Raw genomic sequence first — 24,380 nt, 5'->3', positions numbered from 1 at the left:
TAGTGCAGTCGCGCTGGCTGCGCCGGTGTCGGAGACAGATCGGCAAGTCGGTGCACCACGCGGTCGACGGTGGGTAGGGTTTCGCTCGTGAAAGCTTTGCGTCGGTTCACTGTCCGAGCCCACCTGCCCGAGCGCTTGCATGCCCTCGAGGAACTCTCGACAAACCTCCGCTGGTCGTGGCACGCGCCCACCCAGGAGCTGTTCGAGGAAATCGATCCGCAACTGTGGGCGAGCACGGAGCGAGACCCGATCGCGTTGCTCGGTGCCGTCGCGCCGTCGCGGCTGGAGGAACTGGCCGGGAGCGACGAGTTCACTCGAAAGCTGGACAACCTGGCAGCCGATCTTCGCGGATACCTGGCCCGCCCGCTCTGGTATCAGAAGAACGCGGAGGCTGGACGGTCACTGCCGTCGGGAATTGCGTATTTCTCGATGGAGTTCGGCGTCAGCGAGGTCCTTCCCAACTACTCCGGCGGTCTCGGCATCCTCGCCGGCGACCACCTCAAGGCGGCGTCGGATCTGGGTCTGCCGTTGATCGGCGTCGGTCTGCTCTACCGCTCCGGCTACTTTCGTCAGTCTCTGACCGCAGACGGTTGGCAGGCAGAGAGGTATCCCTCGCTCGATCCGCAGGGGCTTCCGCTTCGCATTCTCGCCGACGCGTCGGGCGTTCCCGTCCTCATCCACGTCGCGATGCCCGGATCGCGGGTGTTGCGGGCACGGGTGTGGATCGCGCAGGTCGGACGGGTGCCGCTGTTGCTGCTCGACTCCGACATCCCGGACAACGATCCTGAGCTTCGCGGCGTGACCGACAGGCTCTACGGCGGCGACCAGGACCACCGCATCAAACAGGAGATCCTTGCTGGAATCGGCGGGGTTCGAGCCGTCCGCGCGTACACGCACGAATACGGCCTGCCGGACCCGGAAGTGTTCCACATGAACGAGGGGCACGCCGGCTTCCTCGGCGCCGAGCGCATTCGAGAACTCGTCACCTCGAAGGGACTGGACTTCGATTCCGCGTTGGCATCGGTGCGTTCGGGAACGGTGTTCACCACCCACACCCCGGTCCCTGCAGGCATCGACCGTTTTCCAGCCGACCTGGTCCGCCACTACTTCGGTGCCCAGGACGGCTCGTCCGACTCCTCGCTGCTCCCTGGTCTTCCGCTGGAGCGCATTCTGGCGTTGGGCGCGGAGAACGACAGGTCCGTGTTCAACATGGCCCACATGGGGCTGCGTCTCGGGCAACGCGCCAACGGCGTCTCGAAACTGCACGGCATCGTCAGCCGCGAGATGTTCAGCGACCTGTGGCGCGGATTCGACAGCGCCGAAGTGCCGATCGGTTCGGTCACCAACGGTGTGCACGCCCCGACCTGGGCGGCGCGCGAGTGGCTCGATCTGGCACACGAGGTCGTCGGAGCAGAGGCGTTGGAGGAGGCGCGCGGCTGGGAACAACTGCCCACGGTCCCGTCGGCGAGGCTGTGGTCGACGAGAAACGAACTGCGCGGCAGGTTGGTCGACGAGGTCCGACGGCGGGTGCGCCGCTCGGCTCTCGAGCGTGGATCGACGGAGGCCGAACTGGGTTGGACTGCAACGGTGTTCGATCCCGACGTGCTCACTGTCGGCTTCGCGCGACGGGTACCGACCTACAAGCGTTTGACGTTGATGCTTCGGGAACCGGAGCGTCTGAAGCGTCTGCTTCTCGATCCCGAGCGTCCCGTTCAGTTGGTGGTAGCCGGCAAGTCCCATCCCGCCGACGACGGTGGCAAGGCGTTGATTCAGCAGATCGTCCGGTTCGCCGACGAAGCCGACGTGCGGCATCGCATCGTGTTCCTGCCCGATTACGACATGTCGATGGCACGCTATCTGTACTGGGGATGCGATGTGTGGCTGAACAATCCACTGCGTCCCCTCGAAGCATGCGGGACGTCCGGCATGAAGTCCGCTCTCAACGGTGGACTGAATCTGTCCATCCGAGACGGATGGTGGGACGAGATGTACGACGGCGAGAACGGGTGGGCGATCCCGACGGCGGACGGGATGGCCGACGAGAGCCGTCGTGACGACCTGGAAGCTGCTGCACTCTACGAACTGCTGGAACAAGCTGTGCTGCCGAAGTTCTACGATCGCACCGACGGGGTCCCGACGCGGTGGATCGAAATGGTCCGGCACACGCTCGAACATCTGGGTCCGAAGGTGCTGGCATCGCGCATGGTCCGCGATTACACCCTCGGTCTGTACGCACCCGCGGCCGAGGCGGCGCGTGCAGTCGATGCCGAGGAGTACGCCGGAGCGAAAGATGTCGCGGCCTACCGGAACCGCGTCGAATCGTCGTGGCAGTCGGTGGAAGTCGTGCAGGTCGACAGCGAAGGCTTGCCGGATACCCCCGTGATCGGCGCCAAGCTCACGTTGCGCGCCTACGTTCGGCTGGGTGGCCTGTCCGCCGGTGACGTGTCGGTTCAGGCGGTGCTCGGTCGGGTCGACGAGAACGAGAACCTGACCGACACCCGGACCGTCGCGATGAGTCATGCCGGAACCGACTCGCTCGGTGAGGTTTTCGTGACCGACACCGCGCTACCGGTCAGCGGGGCCGTCGGCTACACGGTACGAGTGCTACCGCACCACGATCTGTTCGCGGGTGACGCCGAGCTCGGCCTGGTCAAGATGCCGGTGTCCTAGCTCTTCCCTGCGAGACGGGTGAGAGCTTTGCGTACGACCTCCGGGTCCGACGTCTCCCAGAACGGAGGCAGTGAGGCACGCAGGTAGCCGCCGTAGCGGGCCGTCGCCAGCCGCGAATCGAGCATGGCGACGACCCCGCGGTCGTCGACGCTGCGGAGCAATCGGCCGACGCCCTGCGCCAGGAGAAGGGCCGCATGATTTGCCGCAACCGCGAGGAATCCGTTTCCCCCACGCGATTGGACGGCCTGTTGCCTCGCGACGAGAAGTGGGTCGTCGGGCCGCGGAAACGGGATGCGATCCAGAATCACCAAGCTCAGCGACGGGCCCGGCACGTCGACGCCCTGCCACAGAGACAGAGTGCCGAACAGTGACGTGGCCTCGTCGGCCGCGAACTTGTCCACCAGAGCTCCGGTCGCGTCGTCGCCCTGACACAAAATCGGAGTGTCCAGCCGTTCACGCATCGCCTCGGCTGCGGCTTTCGCCGCACGCATCGAGGAGAACAGGCCGAGCGTCCGGCCTCCCGCCGCACTGACCAACTTCTCGATCTCGTCGAGGTACAGCGGAGACAGTCCGTCGCGGCCGGGCGCCGGAAGATGCTCGGCCACGTAGAGAATGCCTGATTTGGCGTGGTCGAACGGTGATCCGACATCGAGCGAATTCCAGTGGAACGACGCGGTGTCCGACGGCGGCTCGATGCCGGACGCGGTGGCGGTGTCGCTTCGACCCGTGTTCTCCGCAGGCAGACCCCAGTTCACGGCCAGGCCGTCGAACGATCCGCCGACCGTCAGAGTCGCCGAGGTGAGGACGACCGTCGACTCAGCGAACAACCGTGAACGCAACAGGCCGCCGACCGACAGCGGAGCCATCCGGACCGTGCGTTTGACGCTCCCCCGGAAGTCGTCGACGGCGTGCCAGACGACATCCTTACGCTTGGCGGGGTCGGGCTCGTCGAATGCCTCGAGAACCCGCACGGCACTATCGTGAACCTCGTCGACCGCGACGAGCGCCGCATTGCGTGCGGCAGCGGCCTCCGGGTCCGTTGCCGCCATCCCGGGCTTCTGCGGACCGATCGCCGTGCGCACCGCCCACGCGGAATCCCTGATCGACGCCAGCGCCGGGGCCACGTCGTCGGGAAGCGCTGCCCACCGGCCGGGAGGTAGATCGTCCAGGACCGCACCCCAGTTCTCGGCCGCGCCGTCGAGTGCGTCGACGATCTCCTCTTCGATCAACTTGCTGCAGCGCCGGGCAGCTGCGGTGACGGTCGCCGCCGACAACTCCGACGTGGCAACGCCGGTGACGCGGTCCACGAGCTCGTGCGCCTCGTCGATGACCACCACATCGTGCTCGGGGAGGATCTGAATACCGGTGATGGCGTCGATTGCGAGGAGTGCGTGATTGGTGACCACGACGTCCACCTGTGCGGCCTCGGCGCGAGCCCGCTCGGCAAAGCAGTCCTCACCGACGGGACAGCGCGACTTGCCGAGGCATTCGCGGGCGGTGACGCTGACCTGCCGCCACGCCTGATCGCTGACTCCGGGCACGACGTCGTCGCGGTCACCGGTCTCGGTGTCCGACGACCACTTGGTCAGACGCACGACCTCGCGGCCGAGCCGGGACACGGCGAAAGCGTCGAACAGTTCGGCTTCCGGTGCCTCCTCGGACGCACCGGAGTGGATCTTGTTCATGCACAGGTAGTTGTTGCGGCCCTTGAGGATCGCGAACTTCGGCCGCCGGCCGATAGCGCCGGTCAGTGCATCGGCGAGGCGCGGTAGGTCGCGATCCACGAGCTGACGTTGCAGCGCGATCGTTGCGGTGGACACCACGACCGTGCGGCCCGACTCGACGGCGTGCCTGATGCTCGGAACCAGGTACGCGAGCGACTTACCGGTGCCGGTACCGGCCTGAACAGCAAGGTGCTGACCGGTGTCGATGGAATGCGCGACAGCCGACGCCATGGTGAGCTGGTTGCTTCTTTCCTTGCCCCCGAGAGCGTGTACCGCGACCTTCAGCAGGGCGGGCACGGTGGGGAGTTCGGTCTTCGGCACCGAAGAAGACTACTGCCTGCCTCCGACGGCCCCCGCGTGCCGCGCCCATCCGAGTCAGAGGAAACGCGTCGGCAGCGCGGGCTCGCCCTGCGACAGCTTGAGTCCTTCCCACGGAAGGCTGACGAGTCGTTGCGCGAGCAGTGCCCGAGCGTCGTGCAGGCTGCCCAACCCGTCCACCTGCTCGCCGGCGCGCACCAGCGGAATGCTGAGCTCGGTCGCGACCAGCCCGTCCTCGATCGGTGGGGTGGTGCCCTGCAGGAACACGATCTCCTCGACGGCCGTGCCCGTGGTTCGCGAGGTCCGGACAGCGGACTTGGCGCCGCCACGCGACTCCTTGTGGCTGCTGCGTTTCGCGACCGGCCGTCCGTCGACGGTCACGAGTTTGTAGACCATGCCTGCCGTCGGCGCGCCGGATCCGGTGACAAGCGAGGTGCCGACGCCGTAGGAGTCCACCGGTTCCGCACGCAGGGCGGCGATGGCGTATTCGTCGAGGTCGCCGGAGACGACGATCTTGGTGTTCTTCGCGCCCAGGTCGTCGAGTTGCTGGCGCACCTGCCTGGCGAGCACGCCGAGGTCACCGGAGTCGATGCGCACTCCGCCCAGCTCGGGTCCGGCCACCTCGATGGCGTTGGCTACGCCCTGGGTGATGTCGTAGGTGTCGACGAGCAGGGTGGTGGAGACTCCCAGCGCCCGCACCTGTGCGGCGAACGCTGCTTTCTCGTCCGGTCCGTTCTCGTTGTTGTAGAGCAACGTGAACGCGTGCGCAGACGTGCCCGCTCCGGGAATCCCGTGACGTCGGACCGCTTCGAGATTGGACGTCGCTGCGAAACCTGCGATGTACGCGGCGCGCGACGACGCCACCGCTGCTTCCTCGTGGGTGCGCCGTGATCCCATTTCGATCATGTGTCGCGATCCCGCGGAACCGACCATGCGCGCGGCGGCGGAGGCGATGGCACTGTCGTGGTTCAGGATCGACAGTGCGAGGGTTTCCAGGATCACGCATTCGGCGAAGGTGCCGCGGACCGACAGGATCGGTGAACCTGGAAAGTAGAGGTCGCCTTCGCGGTAGCCGTCGACGTCGCCGGTGAATCGGTAGTTGCGCAACCATTCCAGCGTGGAAGCGTCGAGGAACGTGCCGAGCACCTCCAGCTCCTCCTCGCCGAACTGGAACCGGGTGAGTGCACCGAGGAAACGCGCCGTACCAGCGACGACGCCGTAACGCCTTCCGCCTGGAAGGCGCCGGGCGAACACCTCGAAGCTGCACGGGATGTCGGCGGTGCCGTCGGCCAGCGCAGCCGACAGCATGGTGAACTCGTACTGGTCGGTGAAGAGTGCGGCACTGCGGATGCTGTCCGTTATGTCCGGGCCGTGATTCGATGCGGTAGGCACCTGCTCAACATTACGAGGCGCGGGGGCGACGGTGTGCAGGTTGCCCCCGTCGTCGTAGTCTGTTGGCATGGCTTCATCGACGGCTGAAGAATTCGTGGGCATTGTCGACGAGGCGCCGACGCTGGCAGCCTCACCTCAGGCCGTGCCCGCCGAAACCGAAGCCCGGTCGACGGACGAGGCTCAGGACGTTCCGTGGGTGACCATCGTGTGGGACGACCCGGTGAACCTGATGCACTACGTGACGTTCATCTTCCAGAAGCTCTTCGGTTACAGCAAAGCCAAGGCAACCGAGCTGATGATGCAGGTGCACTCCGAGGGCAAGGCAGTGGTGTCCAGCGGCGAGCGCGACAAGATGGAGGCCGACGTCCGCAGGCTGCACGCAGCCGGGCTGTGGGCCACCATGCAACAGGACAAGTGACCGGCTTCTACGACAAGGACCTCTGACCAAGTGCGTACGTGGAGCAGGAAGAACACACTCTCCGGTGTCAAGATTCGCTCCGAGATGGACCCGCGGGAGGCGACGGTTCTGCGGTCGCTCGTGGGATCGGTCGTCGGGCTGCTGGGTGATCGTGCGGCCGCTGCGCCGACCGACGAACTTGCTGCCCTGACCGGGTTGCGGACCGGACACAGCACCCCGCCGGAGGATGCGGCGCTGGCTCGGCTGCTCCCGGACTTCCATCGGGACGACACCGACCCGTCCGGTTCGACCAATCTCAACAGTGCTCTGCGTGGACTGCACGAGCCGGAGATCATCGACGAGAAACTGCGCTCGAGCACCGTCATTCTCGACACTCTCCCCGCGTCGGGCGGAAAGATCCTTCTGACGCCGGAGCAAGCGGATGCGTGGTTGATGGGCCTCAACGACGTAAGGTTGGCGCTCGGAACCACACTGGGTATCGACGCGGACACCCCGGAGGTTCTCGACGAGGGCGATCCACGAGCTCCACACCTCGACGTCTACCACTGGTTGACCTGGATGCAGGATTCCCTGGTGCAGGTCCTCACCCCGTAGGAGCGCTCGGCGTGCCTGGTTCCCCCGGTCCTCGTGACTCTCTGACCGATGTTTCGGGACTGCTCGTCGGTCATCATCACGAACTCGATCCCGACGCCACCCTCGGAACGGGCGCGGCCACCGGCTGCACCGTCGTCCGAACCCTCGGTGGTGCCGTCGCAGCGGTCGACGTCCGCGGCGGCGGGCCAGGGACCAGGGAGACGGACCTCCTGGACCCGAGTCACTCCGTCCAACAAGTCAATTCGGTGCTCCTGACCGGTGGCAGTGCCTACGGCCTCGCCGCAGCGGACGGAGTCATGCGATGGCTGGAAGAACACGGCCACGGTATCTCGATGGGCACCCCCGATCAGGTGGTGCCCATCGTTCCTGCCGCCGTCATCTTCGATCTGCCCGTCGGTGAGTGGTCGACCAGGCCCACCGCCGATTTCGGGTACCGAGCGGCCGCAGCAGCGGCGACCGACTTCGAGACGGGGTCTGTCGGCGCAGGCGTCGGAGCGCGGGCCGGAGTGCTCAAGGGCGGCGTCGGGACGGCCAGCACCGTCATCGAAGGAGGGCCTGCCGACGGAGTCACGGTCGCCGCGTTGATCGTCACCAACCCGGTCGGATCCGTGTTCGACCCGCGCACCGGTCTGCCGTGGGGCGTCGGCTCGCTGGGGCCGCAGGCCTTCCGTATGCGCAAACCCGACGTGCACGAGCTGTGGAACGCGAATGCGCTTGCGCCGAAGGGGACGGCGTTGAACACCACCATCGGTGTCGTAGCGACCGACGTCGAACTGTCCGCCGGCTCGTGCAAGCGAATTGCTGTCGCAGGTCACGACGGTTTGGCGAGGGCGATTCGCCCTGCCCACTCGCCTCTCGACGGCGACACGATCTTCGCGCTGTCCACGGGCACACGATCCGTCGTCACCGAATCGTCGCTGCCCACGGCGTTCAACCGGGATCTGCCGGTGCTCGACGCGGTGTCCTCGGTGGCGGCCGAGGTCGTCGAGCGGGCGATCGTGCGTGCGCTGCTCGACGCCACGTCGGTGGCGGGCATTCCGACCTACCGTCAGATCTTTCCGTCGGCATTCGAGTCCTGACCGGCGGTACGCTCGAAAAAGCGACATACCTCCCGCGAAAGGCGCCAGCGATGAGCACGAACCCGTACCTGCCGGCTCCGGCCCCGAAGCGCCCGTTGTGGCAGTCGGCGGCCATGTACACCGGTGGATTCGTACTGTTGCTGTGGGTGGTGGAAGTAGTCGACGTTCTGTCGGGCAGTCGTGTGGAGACCGCCGGGATCAACCCGCGCACCGGCGACGGTCTGTGGGGGATTCTGTTCGCGCCTGTGCTGCACGACGACTGGGCGCATCTGATCGCCAACACGGTTCCGATCGCGGTGCTCGGCTTCCTCGTCCTGCTGTCCGGAATCGGCAGGGGACTGGCGGCGACAGGCGTGATCTGGGTGATCGCCGGCGTCGGGACATGGTTGATCGGGGGCAGCAACTCCAATCACATCGGTGCATCCAGCCTGGTCTTCGGCTTCTTGGCCTACCTGCTCGTTCGTGGGTTCTTCACCCGGAACCTGGGTCAGCTCGCCATCGGCGTCGTCGTGTTCGTCCTGTACGGCAGCGCTCTGTGGGGCGTTCTGCCCAGCACTCCCGGTGTGTCCTGGCAGGGTCATCTGTTCGGGGCCGTCGGCGGAGTCGTCGCTGCGTGGCTTCTGTCCGCGGACGCCCGCAACGCCCGCAAGCAGAGGTCGGTCGGCTCTTCCCGACAGTGAAGCTCGGTAACTGTGACCGACGACCTTTCCGGTCTCGTCAGTGAAAACCGCCGATGCGTTTCTGCCACGGGCGCCGACGTGGCAGCATGACAATCATGCGTATTACCGTGCTGGGATGTTCGGGCAGTGTGTCCGGACCCGATTCCCCCGCGTCGGGTTACCTCCTCGATGAACCGGACACGTCGCCCGTCGTCCTGGACTTCGGCCCCGGCGTACTCGGCGCACTGCAGCGGTACGCAGACCCGGGCGACGTCAGCGTGTTTCTGTCCCACCTGCACGCGGACCATTGCCTCGACGTACCTGGCTTGTTGGTGTGGAGGCGCTACCACCCCAACCCGCCCGAGGGGCGCGCCGTCGTCTACGGGCCCAAGGACACAGCGTTCCGCCTGGGTGTCGCCTCCGCCGAATGTGGGGGACAGATCGACGACATGTCCGACACTCTCGACCTCCGCCGCTGGGCCGACGGGCGCACCATTCGTCACGGACAACTGTCGGTGACGACCCGGCTGGTCTACCACCCGCCGGAGTCCTACGGAATGCGCATCACCACCGGCGCGGGCAAGATCTTCGCCTACACCGGAGACACCGGAATGTGTCAGGCAGTGCGCGACATCGCTCAGGGCGCGGATGTGCTGCTGTCGGAAGCGTCGTGGACGCACAGCCCGGACCGCCCGGTCGGAGTTCACCTTTCGGGAACCGAGGCAGGTCAACTCGCCCGCGACGCAGGCGTCGGCGAACTGCTGTTGACCCACATCCCACCTTGGACATCCCGCGAAGACGTGATCGCCGAGGCGAAAGCCGAATTCAGTGGGCCCGTGCATGCCGTCTCACCGGGAGATGTGTTCACCGTCTGACGCGCTTTTCAGGCTGATCAGCCAAGCCGGGAGTGGAGCCTGCGGAATGACCCAGCTGAGCCGGGAGTGGAGCCTGCGGAATGACCCAGCTGAGCCGGGAGTGGAGCCTGCGGAATGACCCAACTAGTCTGGCTGTGTGTCGAGACGAGAAGACGGAAGAGCTGACGACGAGCTTCGGACCATCAAGATCACGCGGGGGTTCACGAGCAATCCCGCGGGTTCGGTGCTGGTGGAGTTCGGTAACACGCGGGTGATGTGCACGGCCAGTGTCGAGGAAGGTGTTCCGCGCTGGCGCAAGGGCTCCGGGCTCGGGTGGTTGACGGCGGAGTACGCGATGCTTCCGGCTGCGACGCACACTCGCAGTGGCCGTGAGTCCGTGAAGGGCAAGGTCGGCGGTCGGACCCAGGAAATTTCTCGGCTGGTCGGTCGGTCGTTGCGCGCGTGCATCGATCTTGCCGCGATCGGCGAGAACACCATCGCTCTGGATTGCGATGTGCTTCAGGCGGACGGTGGCACGAGAACCGCGGCGATCACGGGCGCGTTCGTCGCGTTGTCGGATGCGGTCACGTACTTGCGTGCTGCGGGGCGTCTGGCTGATCCGCAGCCCATTTCGTGTGCGATCGCAGCGGTCAGCGTCGGCGTAGTCGACGGCCGGGTTCGGCTCGATCTGCCGTACGAGGAGGATTCGCGCGCCGAGGTCGACATGAACGTCGTCGCCACCGATACGGGCACGTTGGTGGAGATTCAGGGGACGGGCGAGGGTGCAACGTTCCCTCGTTCGACGCTGGACAAGCTGCTGGATTCGGCGTTGGACGGCATCGAGAAGTTGTTCGAGGTACAGAAGGCTGCGCTCGCCGAACCGTACCCGGGTGAGCTGCCGGAGCCCGCCGCCACCGACGCGCCGAAGAAGAAGTTCGGTGGCTGAGTCGACACTGCTGGTCGCCAGCCGCAACGCGAAGAAGCTGCGCGAGCTGCGTCGGGTACTCGATGCGGCAGGCGTCTCGGGAGTCGAGTTGGTCGGTCTGGACGAGGTACCGGAGTTTCCGGAGGCACCCGAGACGGGCGCAACCTTCGAGGAGAATGCGCTCGCCAAAGCGCGTGACGGTGCTGCGGCAACGGGATTGCCTTGTGTCGCGGACGATTCGGGTATCGAAGTCGATGCGTTGAACGGGATGCCGGGTGTTCTGTCGGCGCGATGGTCGGGTGTGCACGGTCAGGACGACGCCAACACCGAGTTGTTGCTCGCGCAGCTTGCCGACGTTCCCGACGAACGCAGGGGAGCGGGCTTCGTGTCGGCGTGCGCTCTCGTCGTTCCTGGCGGTTCCGAGTCCGTCGTCCGGGGTGAGTGGCGTGGTGTGATCGCACGAAGTCCGCTGGGTGAGAACGGTTTCGGTTACGATCCCGTGTTCGTGCCGGAGGGCGACGGCCGCTCGGCAGCCGAACTGAGTCCGGAGGAGAAGGATGCGGCATCGCATCGCGGGCGGGCTCTGGCTTTGTTGATTCCGGCACTGCAGCAGCTCGGCTCGTAGGACACTGATGGCCGTGAAGCGCACGGTCGTGACTGTCCTGACGTCGGTTGCTGCGCTATGGGCGGCCTCGTCGGGTGGCGCTGCATCCGCGGCGCCGTCCGACTCGTTCTCCGAGGCGTTGCTGTTCTCGGCGATTCATCCGGAGGCGTCGCTGCCCGAGGTCAACGACTTCTCGTGCGTCCCGTCGTCGTCGCATCCGGAACCGGTGGTTCTGGTGCACGGTTTTCTCGAGAACTCGTTCGCGAACTGGGCGTCGCTCGCTCCGCGCCTCGTGGCAGACGGATACTGCGTGTTTGCGCTGAATTACGGTGCGCCAGAGGGCATTCCCGTCGGCGGGTTCGACTCGATCGAGCACAGTGCCGTGGAGCTCTCCGCGTTCGTGGACGAGGTCCTGGCCGCCACCGGTGCGCAGAAAGTCGCGATCGTCGGACACTCCAAAGGCGGAACGGTCCCGCGGTATTACGTGCGTTTCCTCGGTGGGGCTGATCGCACGTCGAAGATTGTCGCGCTGTCCCCGCCGAATCGGGAGTCGACTCCGCGGAACGACGACATCTCGGGTGGTTCGGGGCAGGTGGGAATTCCGGCGTTCGGCCCACCGGTCGACGACGCCCTCGCGCGGATCAACGTTCCCAGCGACACCGTGCCCGGGGTGGAGTACACCGTTGTCGTCACTCGGTACGACCAGGTTGTTCCCTATACGGCGTCGTTGCTGCAGGGCGAAGGCGCTCGCAACGTGATTCTGCAGGATCTGTGCCCAGCCGACACGGTCGACCACACAGGGATTTCCTACGATCCGGTGGCGCAGCAGGTGGTGCTCAATGCGCTTGCCGGCGTCGATCCGCAGAGCGTGACGTGTTGAACGTCAGAGGGCGAAATCGGTCTTGACCTGCTTTGTCCTGATGTGCTCGACGTAGAACGACAGGAACGGAATGGTGCCGGCAAGCAGGGTGCCGATGGTACGGCCGGCAGGCCAGCGGACCCTGATGGCCAGGTCGACCGTGAGGATCAGGTAGATCAGGTACACCCAGCCGTGCACCACGGCAATCCAACTGGGAACGTTCTCGACCTTGAAGATGTACTTGGCGACCATCTCGCCGGTGAGCACGAGCAGCCAGATACCGGTGATGTACGCCAGGACGCGGTAGCGCAGCAGAGCCGACGCGATCTTCTTCTTGTCGGCGGTAACGGGCTTCGGTGCTGCTTGGCTCACGGTCGTCGTGCTCCTGTCTTCACTCGCGGGAGCGGTCGAGCTCGGCGAGATAGGTGTTGTATTCGAGAAGTTGCCGAGCCTCGACGTCGTCGATGTCGTCCTCGGTGTAGGTGGGGCGTTGAGGGAGCAGGTCCGCGGGTATCTCGCGAACGACGTCCTCGGTGGGAGCTACCTGGTCTTCGTCCTCCGCGGCCTCGGCATCGCCTTCGAGCTGGACGAACCTGCGATAGGCGTAGATCACGAACGCTGCGAACAGGGGCCATTGGAACGCGTAGCCGAGATTCTGGCCGTCGCCACCGACGGATTCGAACCGTTCCCACTGCCACCATCCGAGGGCCAGGCATGCGACCGCTGACACGAGAACCAGCGCAATGAGCGCCGGTCGATGGTGAGAGCGAGATTTTGCCACACCACGACGTTACCCGAGGCTCTACTACTCGAGGTAGTTAGGGATCTGCCGATCGACGGGAGATGGTGGTGCGCGAGGGGGGACTTGAACCCCCACGTCCTGAGACACTGGAACCTAAATCCAGCGCGTCTGCCAATTCCGCCACTCGCGCGAGTGCTCGGCAAGTCTACAACGCGGTGGTTGGAGTATCCGCAAGCGCATGAAAGCTCCATTCATGCCGTCTGGGCGCTCCGATGGCGCACTCATGCGATCGAGGTCCGGGAAACCAGAGCGTACAGCGTACTGTTCGACGGGTGGCCGGAAAGAACGAGACGGGTTTCGATCCTGCGCGCACGCTCGGATTGTTGTGGCGAGTGGGCGCGAAGAAGAGCAGGACAGGTCTGACGATCGACTCGATCGTCGACGCAGCGGTCTCGATTGCCGATTCCGAGAGCCTCGACGCGGTGTCGATGCGGCGGATCGCGGATCGGCTCGGTGTCGGGACGATGTCGCTGTACACCCATGTTCCCGGTCGAGAAGATCTGGTGGACTTGATGATCGACCACGTGCAGAAGGGCCTGTACTCGGCTCTCGACGAGCCGGCGTCGTCGGGTGACTGGCGCGCCGGGTTGCGGTTCGTCGCCGAGCAGAACTGGCACCTGATCCGCCGGCATCGGTGGGTTCTCGATGCTCAGGGTGGCCGGGCTGTGTTGGGTCCCAACGTCAGTGACAAGTACGAGGCCGAACTTCGGGTCCTCGATGGGATCGGTCTCACGGACGTACAGATGGACTCGGTGCTGACGTTGGTGCTCAATCATGTTGCGGGTAGCGCACGGGCGCTCGCTCAGGTCGATCGAGTGCGCGAGGACTCCGGCATGACGGACGAGCAGTGGTGGTCTGCGACTGCTCCGGTTCTGGAATCGGTGATGGATCCGTCCCGGTACACGGTGTCGTCGCGGGTCGGGACCGCCGCAGCGATGCATCACGAGGCTGCGAGCGATCCCGTCCACGAGTACCGGTTCGGTGTCGAGCGAATTCTCGACGGTGTGGCCGTGTTGATCGAAAAGGGTTAGACGGCAGCCTTTTTCGTCGACGAAGCGCGGCGGAGCTCACGCCACAGGGCGTGACGGAGTGTCTGTGAATCCGTGCCGAGTTCCTCGGCGGCGTGCCTCGTCAACTCGAGCATTCCGCATTCGTCGACCTGTTCGCCGATGGCATTCGACACGAACTGCACGAGCAGCGAGTCCTCGGAGTCTCGAATGCCGACGAGGTACACCAGGCTCCGCCAGGTCTTGAAACCGATGCCGGTGACCGACGTGAACGCCTCGGCCTGGGCCGAATATCGGTGGCGGTCGGCGTCCGCATTGGCGAGGTCCTTCGAACCGGTGACACCGATCCCGATCAGAGTTGCGGCGGCCTTCGCGGCTGCCTCCGCTTTGGTGGTGGAGTTTCCGGCAACACGCTGGCGGTTGCCCAGCACGTCGTCAAGATCGCCGGTGTCGTCGACGAACGATGCAAGGAAAGAGAGATCGTCGAGCGGGCCGTCGCCTCGGTGCGCACGCCACCGAGCGATGACGCGACGTACGCCGCTGGTCTGTCCGCCGTAGCTCGCCCGGGCTGCGAACACGGCGTCGAGCAAGGCGGCCTCGATTTCACCCTCCCAGCCCGGGAACCAATAGGGCGACGCGTCCCGAGACAACGTCGTGTCGATGGCGGCGACGAGGGCAGCGACCTCGTCCTGCTGTTCGCCGAGTGCTTCCCGCGCGACACGGTCGTCGTCGGTGCCGTGTGAATGGATATGTGTAACTGGTGAATACATGAACCCCCCTGTTGGTTGCGTGGCGGGGAAGGTACAGGGCTGCTCCGACAGTTTCGGGTGCAGCGCGTGGTGTGGTCAGGCTCACATAACGGAATGATAACGATTGACATGAGGATTTCCTCATGTTTTCTCGGTGTGCATCGGCGCGCTGCCTGCACCGATGTTTGTTACTGGCGAGTTGGACGATCGGTACGAAAACTGCAGTTCAGCTGCTTACTGGCGGGTAGCAGTAGGACGTCATACGAAACGTGAGGATTTCCTCATGATTTTGTGTCAACCTTGTTCTCACGCGGATAGAGCCACGTCGAAAGCCAACGACGGATGCGCTCCTCGATTCCGCTTCTACGGCACCGACGACGAATGCCAACGACGAAGCAGCCCTGGCCCCCCCGGAGTTGCTCACGAGAGGAATCAGAGCACTTGACGATCAACGAGAGCACACCATCACACGGACAGGGCAAGGGCAGATCTCCCCAGAGCGGTGGCGGTTCTCGTACCCTCGCAGACCGTTTTGCGGCCGGTGAGCCTTACGCTCTCGCGTTCGGCGGTCAGGGATCGCCGTGGCTCAGTTCCCTCGAGGAACTCGCTCGTGACTCGGCGCTCGAGCCCGAGCTGACCGATCTGGTCAACGAAGCAGCGGCCATCCTGGCGCCGGTCGCCGACGACCTCCTCGTCGTGCGTTCGGTCGGTTTCGACCCGATCGGCTGGATGTTGGAGCAGGACCTCGCCGACGACCCCTCGAGCGCAGGCTCCTTCGGTCCGTCCGAGGCCGCGCTCACGTCCGCCGCGGTGTCCCTGCCCGGTGTCTTTCTCACGCAGGTCGCTGCGCTCCGTGCACTGAAGCTGCAGGGACTGGACCCGGAGGACGCTGCACCGGTGGCCGTCGTCGGTCACTCGCAGGGCCTCATCGCCGCGGAGTCGGTCAAGTCCGCCGGCCGCGAGGATGCACGGCTTCTGGCCGTCGCGCAGCTCATCGGCGCCGCAGCAGGCCTCGTCGGACGTCGTCGCGGCATCCTCGGCGCTGCCGACCGTGCACCGATGGTGTCCGTGTCCAATGTCGAACCCGAGCGTCTTCAGGCGATCGTCGACGAACTCGCCGTCGACGGTGCACCCGAGCGTTCGGCAGTGCTGGCCATCCGCAACGGCCGCCGACGCGTCGTGCTGGCAGGTCCTCCCGCGCAGCTCGCGCGCGTTCAGGAACGCGCCGAGCAGATCGGCGCGCAGGAAGAGCGTGAGCGCGACGCGAAGAAGCGCGGCGGCGCTGTGTTCTCGCCGGTCTTCGAACTCCTGTCGGTCGAGGTCGGGTTCCATCACCCCGCACTGGCCGATGCAGTCGATCTCGTCGCGTCGTGGGCGGCTCGCGCCGGCCTGGACGTCGACGTGGCACGCAGCCTGGCCCAGCGGATCCTCGTCGATCCCGTCGACTGGGTCGCGGAAATCGACAGCGTCATCGCCGCCGGTGCCGACTGGATCCTGGACCTCGGACCGAGCGACATCCTCACCCGTATGACCGTGCCCGCTCTGCGCGGCCAGGGCGTCGGGATCATCGCCGCCTCCACTCGCGGTGGGCATCGCAACCTGTTGACTCCGGGCGCAGCACCCGAGGTGCAGCCGTCCTGGTCCGAGTTCGCGCCGAAGCCGATCACGCTGCCGAACGGTCGCGTCGTCGTCGAGACCTCGTTCACCAAGCTCACCGGTCGCTCGCCGATGCTGCTCGCCGGCATGACGCCGACGACGGTGGATCCCGCGATCGTCGCCGCTGCCGCCAACGCAGGTCACTGGGCCGAGCTCGCCGGCGGCGGTCAGGTCACCGAACAGATCTTCGCCGATCACGTCGACAGGCTCGGTGGGCTGCTCGAACCGGGCCGCGCCGTGCAGTTCAACTCGATGTTCCTCGATCCGTACCTGTGGAAGCTCCACGTGGGCGGCAAGCGTCTCGTCCCGCGTGCACGTGCAGCAGGCGCCGCGTTCGACGGTGTCGTCGTCACCGCAGGTATTCCGGAGCTCGACGAAGCCGTCACGATCATCGAGGATCTGGTCGAGGCCGGCTTCAGTTACGTTGCGTTCAAGCCGGGAACCGTCGCGCAGATCCGCGCGGTCATCCGCATCGCCAGTGAAGTTCCGACGTTCCCGGTCATCGCCCACATCGAGGGCGGCCGCGCAGGTGGCCACCACTCGTGGGAAGACCTCGACGATCTTCTCCTCTCCACCTACGCCGAGCTCCGCGCACGGCCGAACCTCGTCATCTGCGTCGGCGGCGGCATCGGCACCCCCGAGAAGGCAGCCGAATACCTCACCGGCCGTTGGTCGCTCGCAGCTGGATACCCCAAGATGCCGCTCGACGGCATCCTCGTCGGAACCGCCGCGATGGCAACACTCGAAGCCACGACGTCGGCCGACGTCAAGCAGCTTCTCGCCGACACCCCCGGCACTCCCGACTGGGTCGGTGCAGGTACCGCCGGCGGCGGAATGGCCTCGGGCCGAAGCCAGCTCGGTGCGGACATCCACGAGATCGACAACGCGGCCTCGCGCTGCGGCCGTCTGCTCGACGACGTCGCCGGAGACGCCGACGCCGTTGCGAAGCGTCGCGACGAGATCATCGCCGCACTCGACGGCACCGCGAAGCCGTACTTCGGTGACGTCGAGGACATGACGTACCTGCAGTGGCTGACCCGTTACCTGGACTTGGCTGTCGGTGCGGACGTCCACAAGGAGTTCGACTGCGGCGGTGAGTTCACCGACGCAGTCTCCGAGGCACGCGAATCGGTGTGGCTCGACGTCACCTGGCGTACTCGCTTCCTCGAGATGTTGCAGCGCGCCGAAGCTCGTCTGCACCCGGTCGATCGCGGCCCCATCCCGACGCTGTTCGCCGACGTCGACACCCTCGAACGCCCGCGAGCCGCGATTCGCTCGCTCGTCGCGCAGTTCCCGGACGCGTCCGAGGTGGTACTGCACCCCGCCGACATCACGTTCTTCACCGCGCTGTGCCGGATGCCCGGCAAGCCGGTCAACTTCGTTCCCGTCGTCGACGGTGACGTTCGACGCTGGTGGCGCAGTGACTCGCTGTGGCAGGCACACGATGCTCGCTACTCCGCCGACCAGGTCTGCATCATTCCCGGCACGGTCGCCGTCGCAGGCATCACTCGCGTCGACGAGCCCGTCGGAGAACTGCTCGATCGCTTCGAGAAGGCGACCGCCGACGAACTCCTCGCCGACGGTGTCGAGGCCGAGTCCGTGTCGAGCCGTCGCAACTCCGACGTCGCCCCCGGCCTTCTCGGCATCGTTCTCGCAGCACCGGACGTCAACTGGGCGTCGCGGACCACGCAGAACCCCGTCGCACGTCTCGGTGACGTCGCCGAGTGGGTCGTCGATTCCGAGTCCGTCGCCACGCATCCTCAGACCGGCGCGAGCCTCACCGTCGTGGATTCGGAGCACGTCGAGCTGACGGTTCCGCTCGCTCCCGGCAAAGAGGTTCGGATCCGCCTGACGGTTCCCGCATCGACCATCGACGGAGGCGCACCCGTCGTCACCGCCGAGGATGCACAGAAAGCGATGTCCGCGCTTCTCGGAGTTGCAGCAGGACAGGAACTCCCGAAGGTCAAGGGCGGTGCCGCGCGTATCAGCCTCGCCTGGATCCCCGACATGGTCGCCGACCACGCAGGCGTCACCGGTTCGGGCCTGCCCGAGTCGCTGACCGTCAGCGGCAAGGCTGTTCCCGACGTGCTCGTCGGCGCATGCTGGCCTGCTGTCTTCGCCGTTCTCGGTGCCACGCGCACCGCGTCTGGAATAGACGTGATCGAGGGAATGCTCGACCTGGTCCACCTCGACCACTCGGTCGATCTCGTCGGAACGCTCCCCACCGACCCGTCGATCCTCGTCGTCAAGGCCGAAGCCGGAGAGGTGCTCGACACCGACCTCGGCCGCGTCGTCGAGGTCACCGTCGAGATCGGCGCTGCACTCGGTGAAGGCACCGAAGCACCGGCCGTCGCGACTCTGGTGGAGCGCTTCGCGATTCGCGGGCGCACCGGCAAGGGCGAGCTGTCCGACCCGGCCCGTGCCGGCGGTTCGGTCTCGGCCGACGCCAAGGACACTCCGCGTCGCCGTCGTCGTCAGGCCACTATCGTCGCACCGCGCAACATGGCTGCGTTCGCTCAGGTTTCGGGCGATCACAATCCGATTCACACCTCCGACCCGGCGGCACTTCTCGCCGGCCTCGGCAGCCCGATCGTGCACGGCATGTGGCTCTCCGCTGCCGCCCAGCAAGCTGTCACCGCGATCGACTACGCGGACACCAAGACCCCGCCGCGTCGCTTGACTGCATGGACTGCACGGTTCCTCGGAATGGTGCGCCCCGGCGCCGAGATCGACGTGCGCGTCGACCGCACCGGATTCGACCAGGGCGCCGAGCTCATCGAGGTGGGTTGCCGCGTCGACGGTGAACTCGTCATGGTCGCGACCGCTCGTACGGCAGCACCGAAGACGGTCTACGCGTTCCCCGGCCAGGGCATCCAGCGTCAGGGCATGGGTCTCGACGCTCGCGCTCGGTCCAAGGCCGCACGTGAGGTCTGGGAGCGTGCCGACAAGCACACCCGTCAGGCACTCGGATTCTCGATTCTCGCTGTGGTGCGGGACAACCCGACGTCTCTCAAGGCCCGCGGCGTCACGCACAAGCACCCCGACGGTGTCCTGCACCTGACGCAGTTCACCCAGGTCGCCATGGCGGTCCTCGGTGTCGCACAGGTTGCCGAACTTCGTGAAGCCGGTGTGTTCGTGGAGAACTCGATCCTCGCCGGGCACTCGGTCGGTGAGTACAACGCACTCGCCGCCGTCGCCGGCGTTCTCCCGCTCGAAGCCGTCCTCGAGGTCGTCTTCCAGCGCGGCTCCGCCATGCATGCACTCGTTCCCCGCGATGCGGCGGGACGAAGCAACTACCGCATGGCCGCCATCCGTCCGTCGCAGATCGGTCTGGCCGACGACGACGTTCAGGCGTTCGTGGCCGGTGTGGCCGAGGAGACAGGCGAATTCCTCCAGATCGTCAACCTCAACCTGCGCGGCTCGCAGTACGCGATCGCCGGCACGGTCGACGGATTGAACGCGCTGGAGAAGAAGATCGCCGTGCGCCGTGAGGAATTCGGTGGCAAGGCCGCCTACATCATGGTTCCCGGCATCGACGTGCCGTTCCACTCGACGGTTCTGCGCGGGGGAGTCGACGACTTCCGTAACCGCCTGCAGGCGTTGCTGCCCGAGGATCTCGACCCGGAGATCCTGATCGGCCGCTACGTGCCGAACCTGGTGCCGAGGCCGTTCAGCCTCGAACGCTCGTTCATCCAGGAGATCGCGGACCTCGTACCGTCCGAGCCGTTGAACGACGTCCTCGCGGACTTCGATTCCTGGGCCGAGCGTTCGCACGATCTGTGCCGCGTCGTGCTGACCGAGCTGCTCGCGTGGCAGTTCGCCAGCCCCGTTCGCTGGATCGAGACGCAGGATCTGCTGTTCGCCGACGAGGCCGACGGCGGACTGGGCGTCGAGCGTTTCGTCGAGATCGGGCTCAGCGCAACACCGACCGTCGCCAACCTCGCGTCGCAGACGCTGAAGTTGCCGGGCCGCTTCGGATTCCCCGTCGAGGTCCTCAATGTCGAGCGCGAAGCTGCAATCGTCTACGGCACGGACACCGACCCCGCTCCGGTGGAGGAAGAGGAGGCACCTGCCGAGACGGCTGCGCCTGCTGCTCCGACTGCGGCAGCCGCAGCTCCTGCCGCCGCACCCGCTGCGGCGCCGTCCGGTGGCCCGCGTCCCGACGACATCGGGTTCAGTGCAGCGGATGCCACCAAGATCCTCATCGGTCTGTGGACCAAGCTGCAGCTCGATCAGATCGGCCCCGCCGACACCATCGAGGCACTGTGCGACGGCGTCTCCTCGCGTCGTAACCAGCTGCTGGTCGACCTCGGTTCGGAGCTGTCGCTCGGTGCCATCGACGGTGCCGCCGATGCCGACATGGGTGCGCTCTCCGGCACCGTCAACAAGCTGGCCCGAACCTACAAGCCGTTCGGCCCCGTGCTGAGCGACTCGATCAACGACCACCTGCGCAAGGTCTTCGGTCCCTCGGGACGACGCCCTGCGTCCATCGCGGACCGCGTCAAGAAGACCTGGGAACTGGGCGACGGTTGGGCCAACCACGTCACCGCCGAGGTCGCCCTCGGCACCCGTGACGGCGCTTCGGTTCGCGGCGGTGCGCTGGGCGGACTCGCCGACGGACCTCTCGCCGACGGCGGTGCCGTCGACGCGGTCATCGACGCCGCAGTCGCTTCGGTGGCGGCACGTCGCGGTGTCGCGGTGTCACTGCCTGCCGCAGGCGGCGGAGGCGGCGGAACCGTCGACGCAGCAGCACTGGGCGAGTTCACCGAGCACATCACCGGACGCGGCGGTGTGCTTGCCTCGGCAGCCCGCCTCGTACTCGAACAGCTCGGTCTCGCCGATGCACCGAACGCGCTCGCGGAGGAGAACCCGGACGCCGCTCTGGTGGATCTGGTTGCCGCAGAGCTCGGTTCGGACTGGCCGCGACTCGTCGCCCCGGCATTCGACGCTCGCCGAGCGGTGCTGATCGACGACCGTTGGGCAACCGCCCGTGAGGACTTGGCCCGTCTGTGGCTCGGTACTGCAGGCGAGCTTGCCGTGGAGTCCTTCGCCGGCGCAGGAAAAGCCGTTGCTGCACAGGCACAGTGGTGGAAGGCCAAGGCGGAGAACGAAGCGAAGGCTGTTCTCGCCGAGACCTACGGCCGCATCGCGACGATCGCGCTCGACTCCGAGGAGAAGGGCGTCTGGTCCGACGAGGTCGCCGTGATCACCGGAGGCAGCAAGGGATCTATCGCGGCGTCCGTTGCAGCCAAGCTGCTCGGCGGGGGAGCGACGGTCTTCGTCACCACCTCACGTCTGGACGACGAGCGCCTCGGCTTCTACCGCGCCCTCTACCGCGACAATGCTCGCGCCGGAGCGACGCTGTGGGTCGTGCCCGCGAACATCGCGTCGTACACCGACGTCGACGCGCTCATCGAGTGGATCGGCAGCGATCAGGTCGACAACGCCGGTGGAGCGAAGACACTGGTCAAGGCAGGCATCACGCCGACGCTGCTGTTCCCGTTCGCCGCACCACGCGTCGTCGGGGAACTCACCGACGCCGGTGGCCGCGCCGAGATGGAGATGCGTGTGCTCCTGTGGTCGGTCGAACGTCTCATCGGTGGACTGTCGAAGATCGGCTACGACAGCGACATCGACACTCACCTGCACGTCGTGCTGCCCGGTTCCCCGAACCGCGGAATGTTCGGTGGCGACGGCGCGTACGGCGAGTCGAAGGCCGCACTCGACGCCATCGCGGCGAAGTGGGGTTCGGAGAAGAACTGGGCCGAGCGCGTGTCCATCGCCCACGCTCATATCGGGTGGGTTCGTGGAACCGGCCTCATGGGCGGAAACGACCCGATCGTCGAAGCCGTCGAGGCCGAAGGCGTCCGTACCTGGTCGACCGACGAGATGGCCACCGAGCTGCTGAAGCTCAGCGAGCCGTCGGCACGTCGTCGGGCCGCGGAGGCTCCGCTGCTCGCGGACCTCACCGGTGGGTTGGCCAACACCAAGCTCAACCTCGTCGAGCTCGCTCGTGAGGCGGCAGCCGCTGCGTCGGACAAGGTCACGGAGGACGCCGACAGTTCGGTCATCGCCGCACTGCCCGCACCGCCGCGTCTCGCCGCGACGACTGCTCCGGCATGGCCCGCGCTCGACGTCGACCCGAAGGACCTGGTCGTCATCGTCGGTGCAGGCGAGCTCGGACCGTACGGCTCGGCCCGCACCCGCTTCGAGATGGAGGTCGACGAGCAGCTGTCCGCGGCAGGAGTTCTCGAACTCGCGTGGAACACCGGCCTCATCGCCTGGGAGAACGACCCCAAGCCCGGCTGGTACGACATCGAGTCCGGAGATTTCGTCCCCGAGGAGGACATCGCCGACAAGTACCACGACACCGTCGTCGAGAAGTGCGGTATCCGTACCTACGGTGACGACGGCGCGATGGTCGGTAACACCGCACCGCTGATGACGTCGATCTTCCTCGACAACGACCTCACGTTCGTCGTCGGAACCGAGCTCGACGCACGGTCGTTCGCCGCTGCCGATCCGGAGCACACGCTGATCACGCCCGTCGCCGACTCGAGCGACTGGCAGGTGACGCGCAAGGCCGGCACCGAGATTCGCGTACCGCGGAAGATGAAGCTCACCCGCACCGTGGGTGGACAGATTCCGACCGGATTCGATCCCACCAAGTGGGGAATCTCCGCCGACATGGCCAGCTCGATCGATCGAGTCGCCCTGTGGAACATCGTCTGCACGGTCGACGCGTTCATCTCCTCGGGCTTCAACCCGTCGGAACTGATGCGGTGGACCCACCCGACGCTGGTCGCCAACACCCAGGGCACCGGTATGGGCGGCATGGAGTCGATGCGCTCGCTGTACATCGACACGCTGCTCGGCGACGCTCGTGCGAACGACATCCTGCAGGAAGCACTGCCGAACGTCGTTGCGGCGCACGTGGTTCAGTCGTACGTCGGTAGCTACGGTGCGATGGTTCACCCCGTCGCAGCCTGCGCCACCGCGGCGGTCTCCGTCGAGGAAGGCGTCGACAAGATCAAGCTGGGCAAGGCGCAGCTCGTCGTGGCCGGCGGCTTCGACGACCTGAGCACCGAAGGCATCATCGGCTTCGGCGACATGTCGGCCACCGCGGACTCGGCAGCGATGTCGGCCAAGGGAATCAGCGATCGACGGTTCTCGCGGGCCAACGACCGCAGGCGCGGCGGATTCGTCGAGTCGCAGGGCGGCGGAACCATCCTGCTGGCCCGCGGTGACCTGGCGCTCGAGATGGGCTTGCCTGTCCTCGGTGTGGTCGCGTACGCACAGTCGTTCGGCGACGGTGTGCACACCTCCATCCCGGCTCCGGGACTCGGTGCGCTCAGTGCCGGTCGCGGCGGCAAGGATTCGACGTTCGCGTTGTCTCTGAACGCACTCGGCGTCACTGCCGACGAGGTCGCCGTGATCTCCAAGCACGACACCTCGACGGCGGCCAACGACCCGAACGAGGCGGAGCTGCACACCCGCCTCGCCAAGGCCATCGGCCGCAGCGACGGAGCGCCGCTGTTCGTCGTGTCGCAGAAGAGCCTCACCGGACACTCGAAGGGTGGAGCCGCAGCGTTCCAGCTGATCGGTCTGTGCCAGGTCCTGGCGAACGGTGTCATCCCGCCGAACCGCAGCCTCGACTGCGTCGACGACAAGATGACGAAGTTCGAACACCTCGTCTGGGCACGTGAACCGCTTCGCTTCGGTGACTCGGTGCCGCTGAAGGCCGGACTGCTGACCTCGCTCGGCTTCGGACACGTGTCCGGGCTGATCGCAGTGGTTCACCCGCAGGCGTTCATCGAGGCCGTTCCGGCCGAGCGCCGCGACGAGTACGTCGCTCGATCCAACGAGCGTCGTATCGCCGGTCAGCGCAGGCTCATCTCCGCGATGGTCGGAGGCGACGCACTGTACGAGCGTCCCGACGACCGCAGGCTCGGGCACGACGGAACACCGTCGGCCCAGTCCCGCGAGCTCGAAGCCGACGTCCTGCTCACCGACGACGCACGTCTCGGCGACGACGACGTCTACCGCTCGGGTCTGCCGGGGTGCAAGTAG

16 protein-coding genes and 1 tRNA gene are annotated in these 24,380 nt (G+C 66.3%); 11 read left to right on the top strand and 6 right to left on the bottom strand.

The window, feature by feature from the left end; all coding sequences use genetic code 11:
* The first annotated feature begins 87 nt into the window (after positions 1-87).
* Complete coding sequence (gene glgP / locus H292_RS0125865; protein WP_020113333.1) at positions 88-2,670, top strand: alpha-glucan family phosphorylase; 2,583 nt, start codon at positions 88-90, stop codon at positions 2,668-2,670.
* On the opposite strand, the gene H292_RS0125860 is transcribed toward glgP, so the two are convergent.
* Both H292_RS0125860 and H292_RS0125855 read right to left on the bottom strand, forming a co-directional pair.
* The gene (locus tag H292_RS0125860) at positions 2,667-4,715 is read right to left on the bottom strand and encodes an ATP-dependent DNA helicase (protein ID WP_020113332.1); all 2,049 of its coding nucleotides are present in this window, start codon (positions 4,713-4,715) and stop codon (positions 2,667-2,669) included. The genes glgP and H292_RS0125860 overlap by 4 nt on opposite strands.
* Positions 4,716-4,769: 54 nt before the next feature.
* Complete coding sequence (locus tag H292_RS0125855) at positions 4,770-6,206, bottom strand: nicotinate phosphoribosyltransferase (protein ID WP_020113331.1); 1,437 nt, start codon at positions 6,204-6,206, stop codon at positions 4,770-4,772.
* Between H292_RS0125855 and clpS the strand changes: the two genes are divergently transcribed.
* The 8 genes from clpS (at position 6,172) to H292_RS0125815 (ending at position 12,117) form a co-directional block, all read left to right on the top strand.
* Entirely contained in the window at positions 6,172-6,522 is a 351-nt protein-coding gene (gene clpS, locus H292_RS0125850; protein WP_170947459.1) for an ATP-dependent Clp protease adapter ClpS, read from the top strand. The genes H292_RS0125855 and clpS overlap by 35 nt on opposite strands.
* 30 nt (positions 6,523-6,552) lie before the next feature.
* Entirely contained in the window at positions 6,553-7,116 is a 564-nt protein-coding gene (aosR, locus tag H292_RS0125845; protein ID WP_020113330.1) for an oxidative stress transcriptional regulator AosR, read from the top strand.
* Between the two features lie 11 nt (positions 7,117-7,127).
* The gene (locus H292_RS0125840; protein ID WP_019664968.1) at positions 7,128-8,195 is read left to right on the top strand and encodes a P1 family peptidase; all 1,068 of its coding nucleotides are present in this window, start codon (positions 7,128-7,130) and stop codon (positions 8,193-8,195) included.
* Between the two features lie 50 nt (positions 8,196-8,245).
* Positions 8,246-8,875 carry a rhomboid family intramembrane serine protease gene (locus tag H292_RS0125835; protein ID WP_020113329.1) on the top strand — a complete coding sequence of 210 codons (630 nt, stop codon included), beginning with the start codon at positions 8,246-8,248 and terminating at the stop codon, positions 8,873-8,875.
* Between the two features lie 95 nt (positions 8,876-8,970).
* The gene (locus H292_RS0125830; RefSeq protein ID WP_027499095.1) at positions 8,971-9,729 is read left to right on the top strand and encodes a cyclic nucleotide-degrading phosphodiesterase; all 759 of its coding nucleotides are present in this window, start codon (positions 8,971-8,973) and stop codon (positions 9,727-9,729) included.
* A gap of 136 nt (positions 9,730-9,865) precedes the next feature.
* Entirely contained in the window at positions 9,866-10,654 is a 789-nt protein-coding gene (gene rph / locus H292_RS0125825) for a ribonuclease PH (protein WP_020113327.1), read from the top strand.
* Positions 10,647-11,258 carry an RdgB/HAM1 family non-canonical purine NTP pyrophosphatase gene (rdgB, locus tag H292_RS0125820; protein ID WP_019664964.1) on the top strand — a complete coding sequence of 204 codons (612 nt, stop codon included), beginning with the start codon at positions 10,647-10,649 and terminating at the stop codon, positions 11,256-11,258. The genes rph and rdgB overlap by 8 nt, the downstream gene beginning before the upstream one ends.
* A 7-nt stretch (positions 11,259-11,265) precedes the next feature.
* The gene (locus tag H292_RS0125815) at positions 11,266-12,117 is read left to right on the top strand and encodes an esterase/lipase family protein (RefSeq protein ID WP_020113326.1); all 852 of its coding nucleotides are present in this window, start codon (positions 11,266-11,268) and stop codon (positions 12,115-12,117) included.
* 3 nt (positions 12,118-12,120) lie between these two features.
* On the opposite strand, the gene H292_RS0125810 is transcribed toward H292_RS0125815, so the two are convergent.
* The 3 genes from H292_RS0125810 to H292_RS0125800 form a co-directional block, all read right to left on the bottom strand.
* Positions 12,121-12,468: a DUF3817 domain-containing protein gene (locus H292_RS0125810; RefSeq protein WP_019664962.1), complete on the bottom strand. Its 348-nt coding sequence runs from the start codon at positions 12,466-12,468 to the stop codon at positions 12,121-12,123.
* 19 nt (positions 12,469-12,487) lie between these two features.
* Positions 12,488-12,877, bottom strand: a complete 390-nt coding sequence (locus H292_RS0125805; protein WP_026347763.1) for a hypothetical protein — start codon at positions 12,875-12,877, stop codon at positions 12,488-12,490.
* Positions 12,878-12,943: 66 nt separating this feature from the next.
* Positions 12,944-13,028 (bottom strand) — tRNA-Leu (locus tag H292_RS0125800).
* A 142-nt stretch (positions 13,029-13,170) separates the two neighbouring features.
* Between H292_RS0125800 and H292_RS0125795 the strand changes: the two genes are divergently transcribed.
* Positions 13,171-13,929, top strand: a complete 759-nt coding sequence (locus H292_RS0125795; RefSeq protein WP_020113325.1) for a TetR/AcrR family transcriptional regulator — start codon at positions 13,171-13,173, stop codon at positions 13,927-13,929.
* Here the strand turns inward: H292_RS0125795 and H292_RS0125790 are convergent.
* Positions 13,926-14,675 carry a hypothetical protein gene (locus H292_RS0125790; protein ID WP_020113324.1) on the bottom strand — a complete coding sequence of 250 codons (750 nt, stop codon included), beginning with the start codon at positions 14,673-14,675 and terminating at the stop codon, positions 13,926-13,928. The two genes, H292_RS0125795 and H292_RS0125790, sit on opposite strands and share 4 nt — an antisense overlap.
* 420 nt (positions 14,676-15,095) lie before the next feature.
* Here H292_RS0125790 and H292_RS0125785 point away from each other — a divergent pair, with 420 nt between their 5' ends.
* Positions 15,096-24,380, top strand: coding sequence for a type I polyketide synthase (locus H292_RS0125785; RefSeq protein ID WP_020113323.1), 9,285 nt, complete (start codon positions 15,096-15,098; stop codon positions 24,378-24,380).

The sequence above is a fragment of the Rhodococcus sp. 114MFTsu3.1 genome (assembly GCF_000383555.1).
In the GTDB taxonomy this organism is placed as follows: domain Bacteria; phylum Actinomycetota; class Actinomycetes; order Mycobacteriales; family Mycobacteriaceae; genus Rhodococcoides; species Rhodococcoides fascians_E.
The sequence above is the reverse complement of the archived record's forward strand: the minus strand, read 5'-3'. Positions and strand labels throughout refer to the sequence as shown.

Excerpts from the sequence above, each read along its gene's own strand:
- H292_RS0125790 (WP_020113324.1), bottom strand. The coding sequence starts at position 14,675 with ATGTATTCACCAGTTACACATATCCATTCACACGGCACCGACGACGAC.
- H292_RS0125855 (WP_020113331.1), bottom strand. The coding sequence starts at position 6,206 with ATGCCCACGAATTCTTCAGCCGTCGATGAAGCCATGCCAACAGACTAC.
- clpS (WP_170947459.1), top strand. The coding sequence starts at position 6,172 with ATGGCTTCATCGACGGCTGAAGAATTCGTGGGCATTGTCGACGAGGCG.
- H292_RS0125815 (WP_020113326.1), top strand. The coding sequence starts at position 11,266 with ATGGCCGTGAAGCGCACGGTCGTGACTGTCCTGACGTCGGTTGCTGCG.
- H292_RS0125830 (WP_027499095.1), top strand. The coding sequence starts at position 8,971 with ATGCGTATTACCGTGCTGGGATGTTCGGGCAGTGTGTCCGGACCCGAT.
- H292_RS0125835 (WP_020113329.1), top strand. The coding sequence starts at position 8,246 with ATGAGCACGAACCCGTACCTGCCGGCTCCGGCCCCGAAGCGCCCGTTG.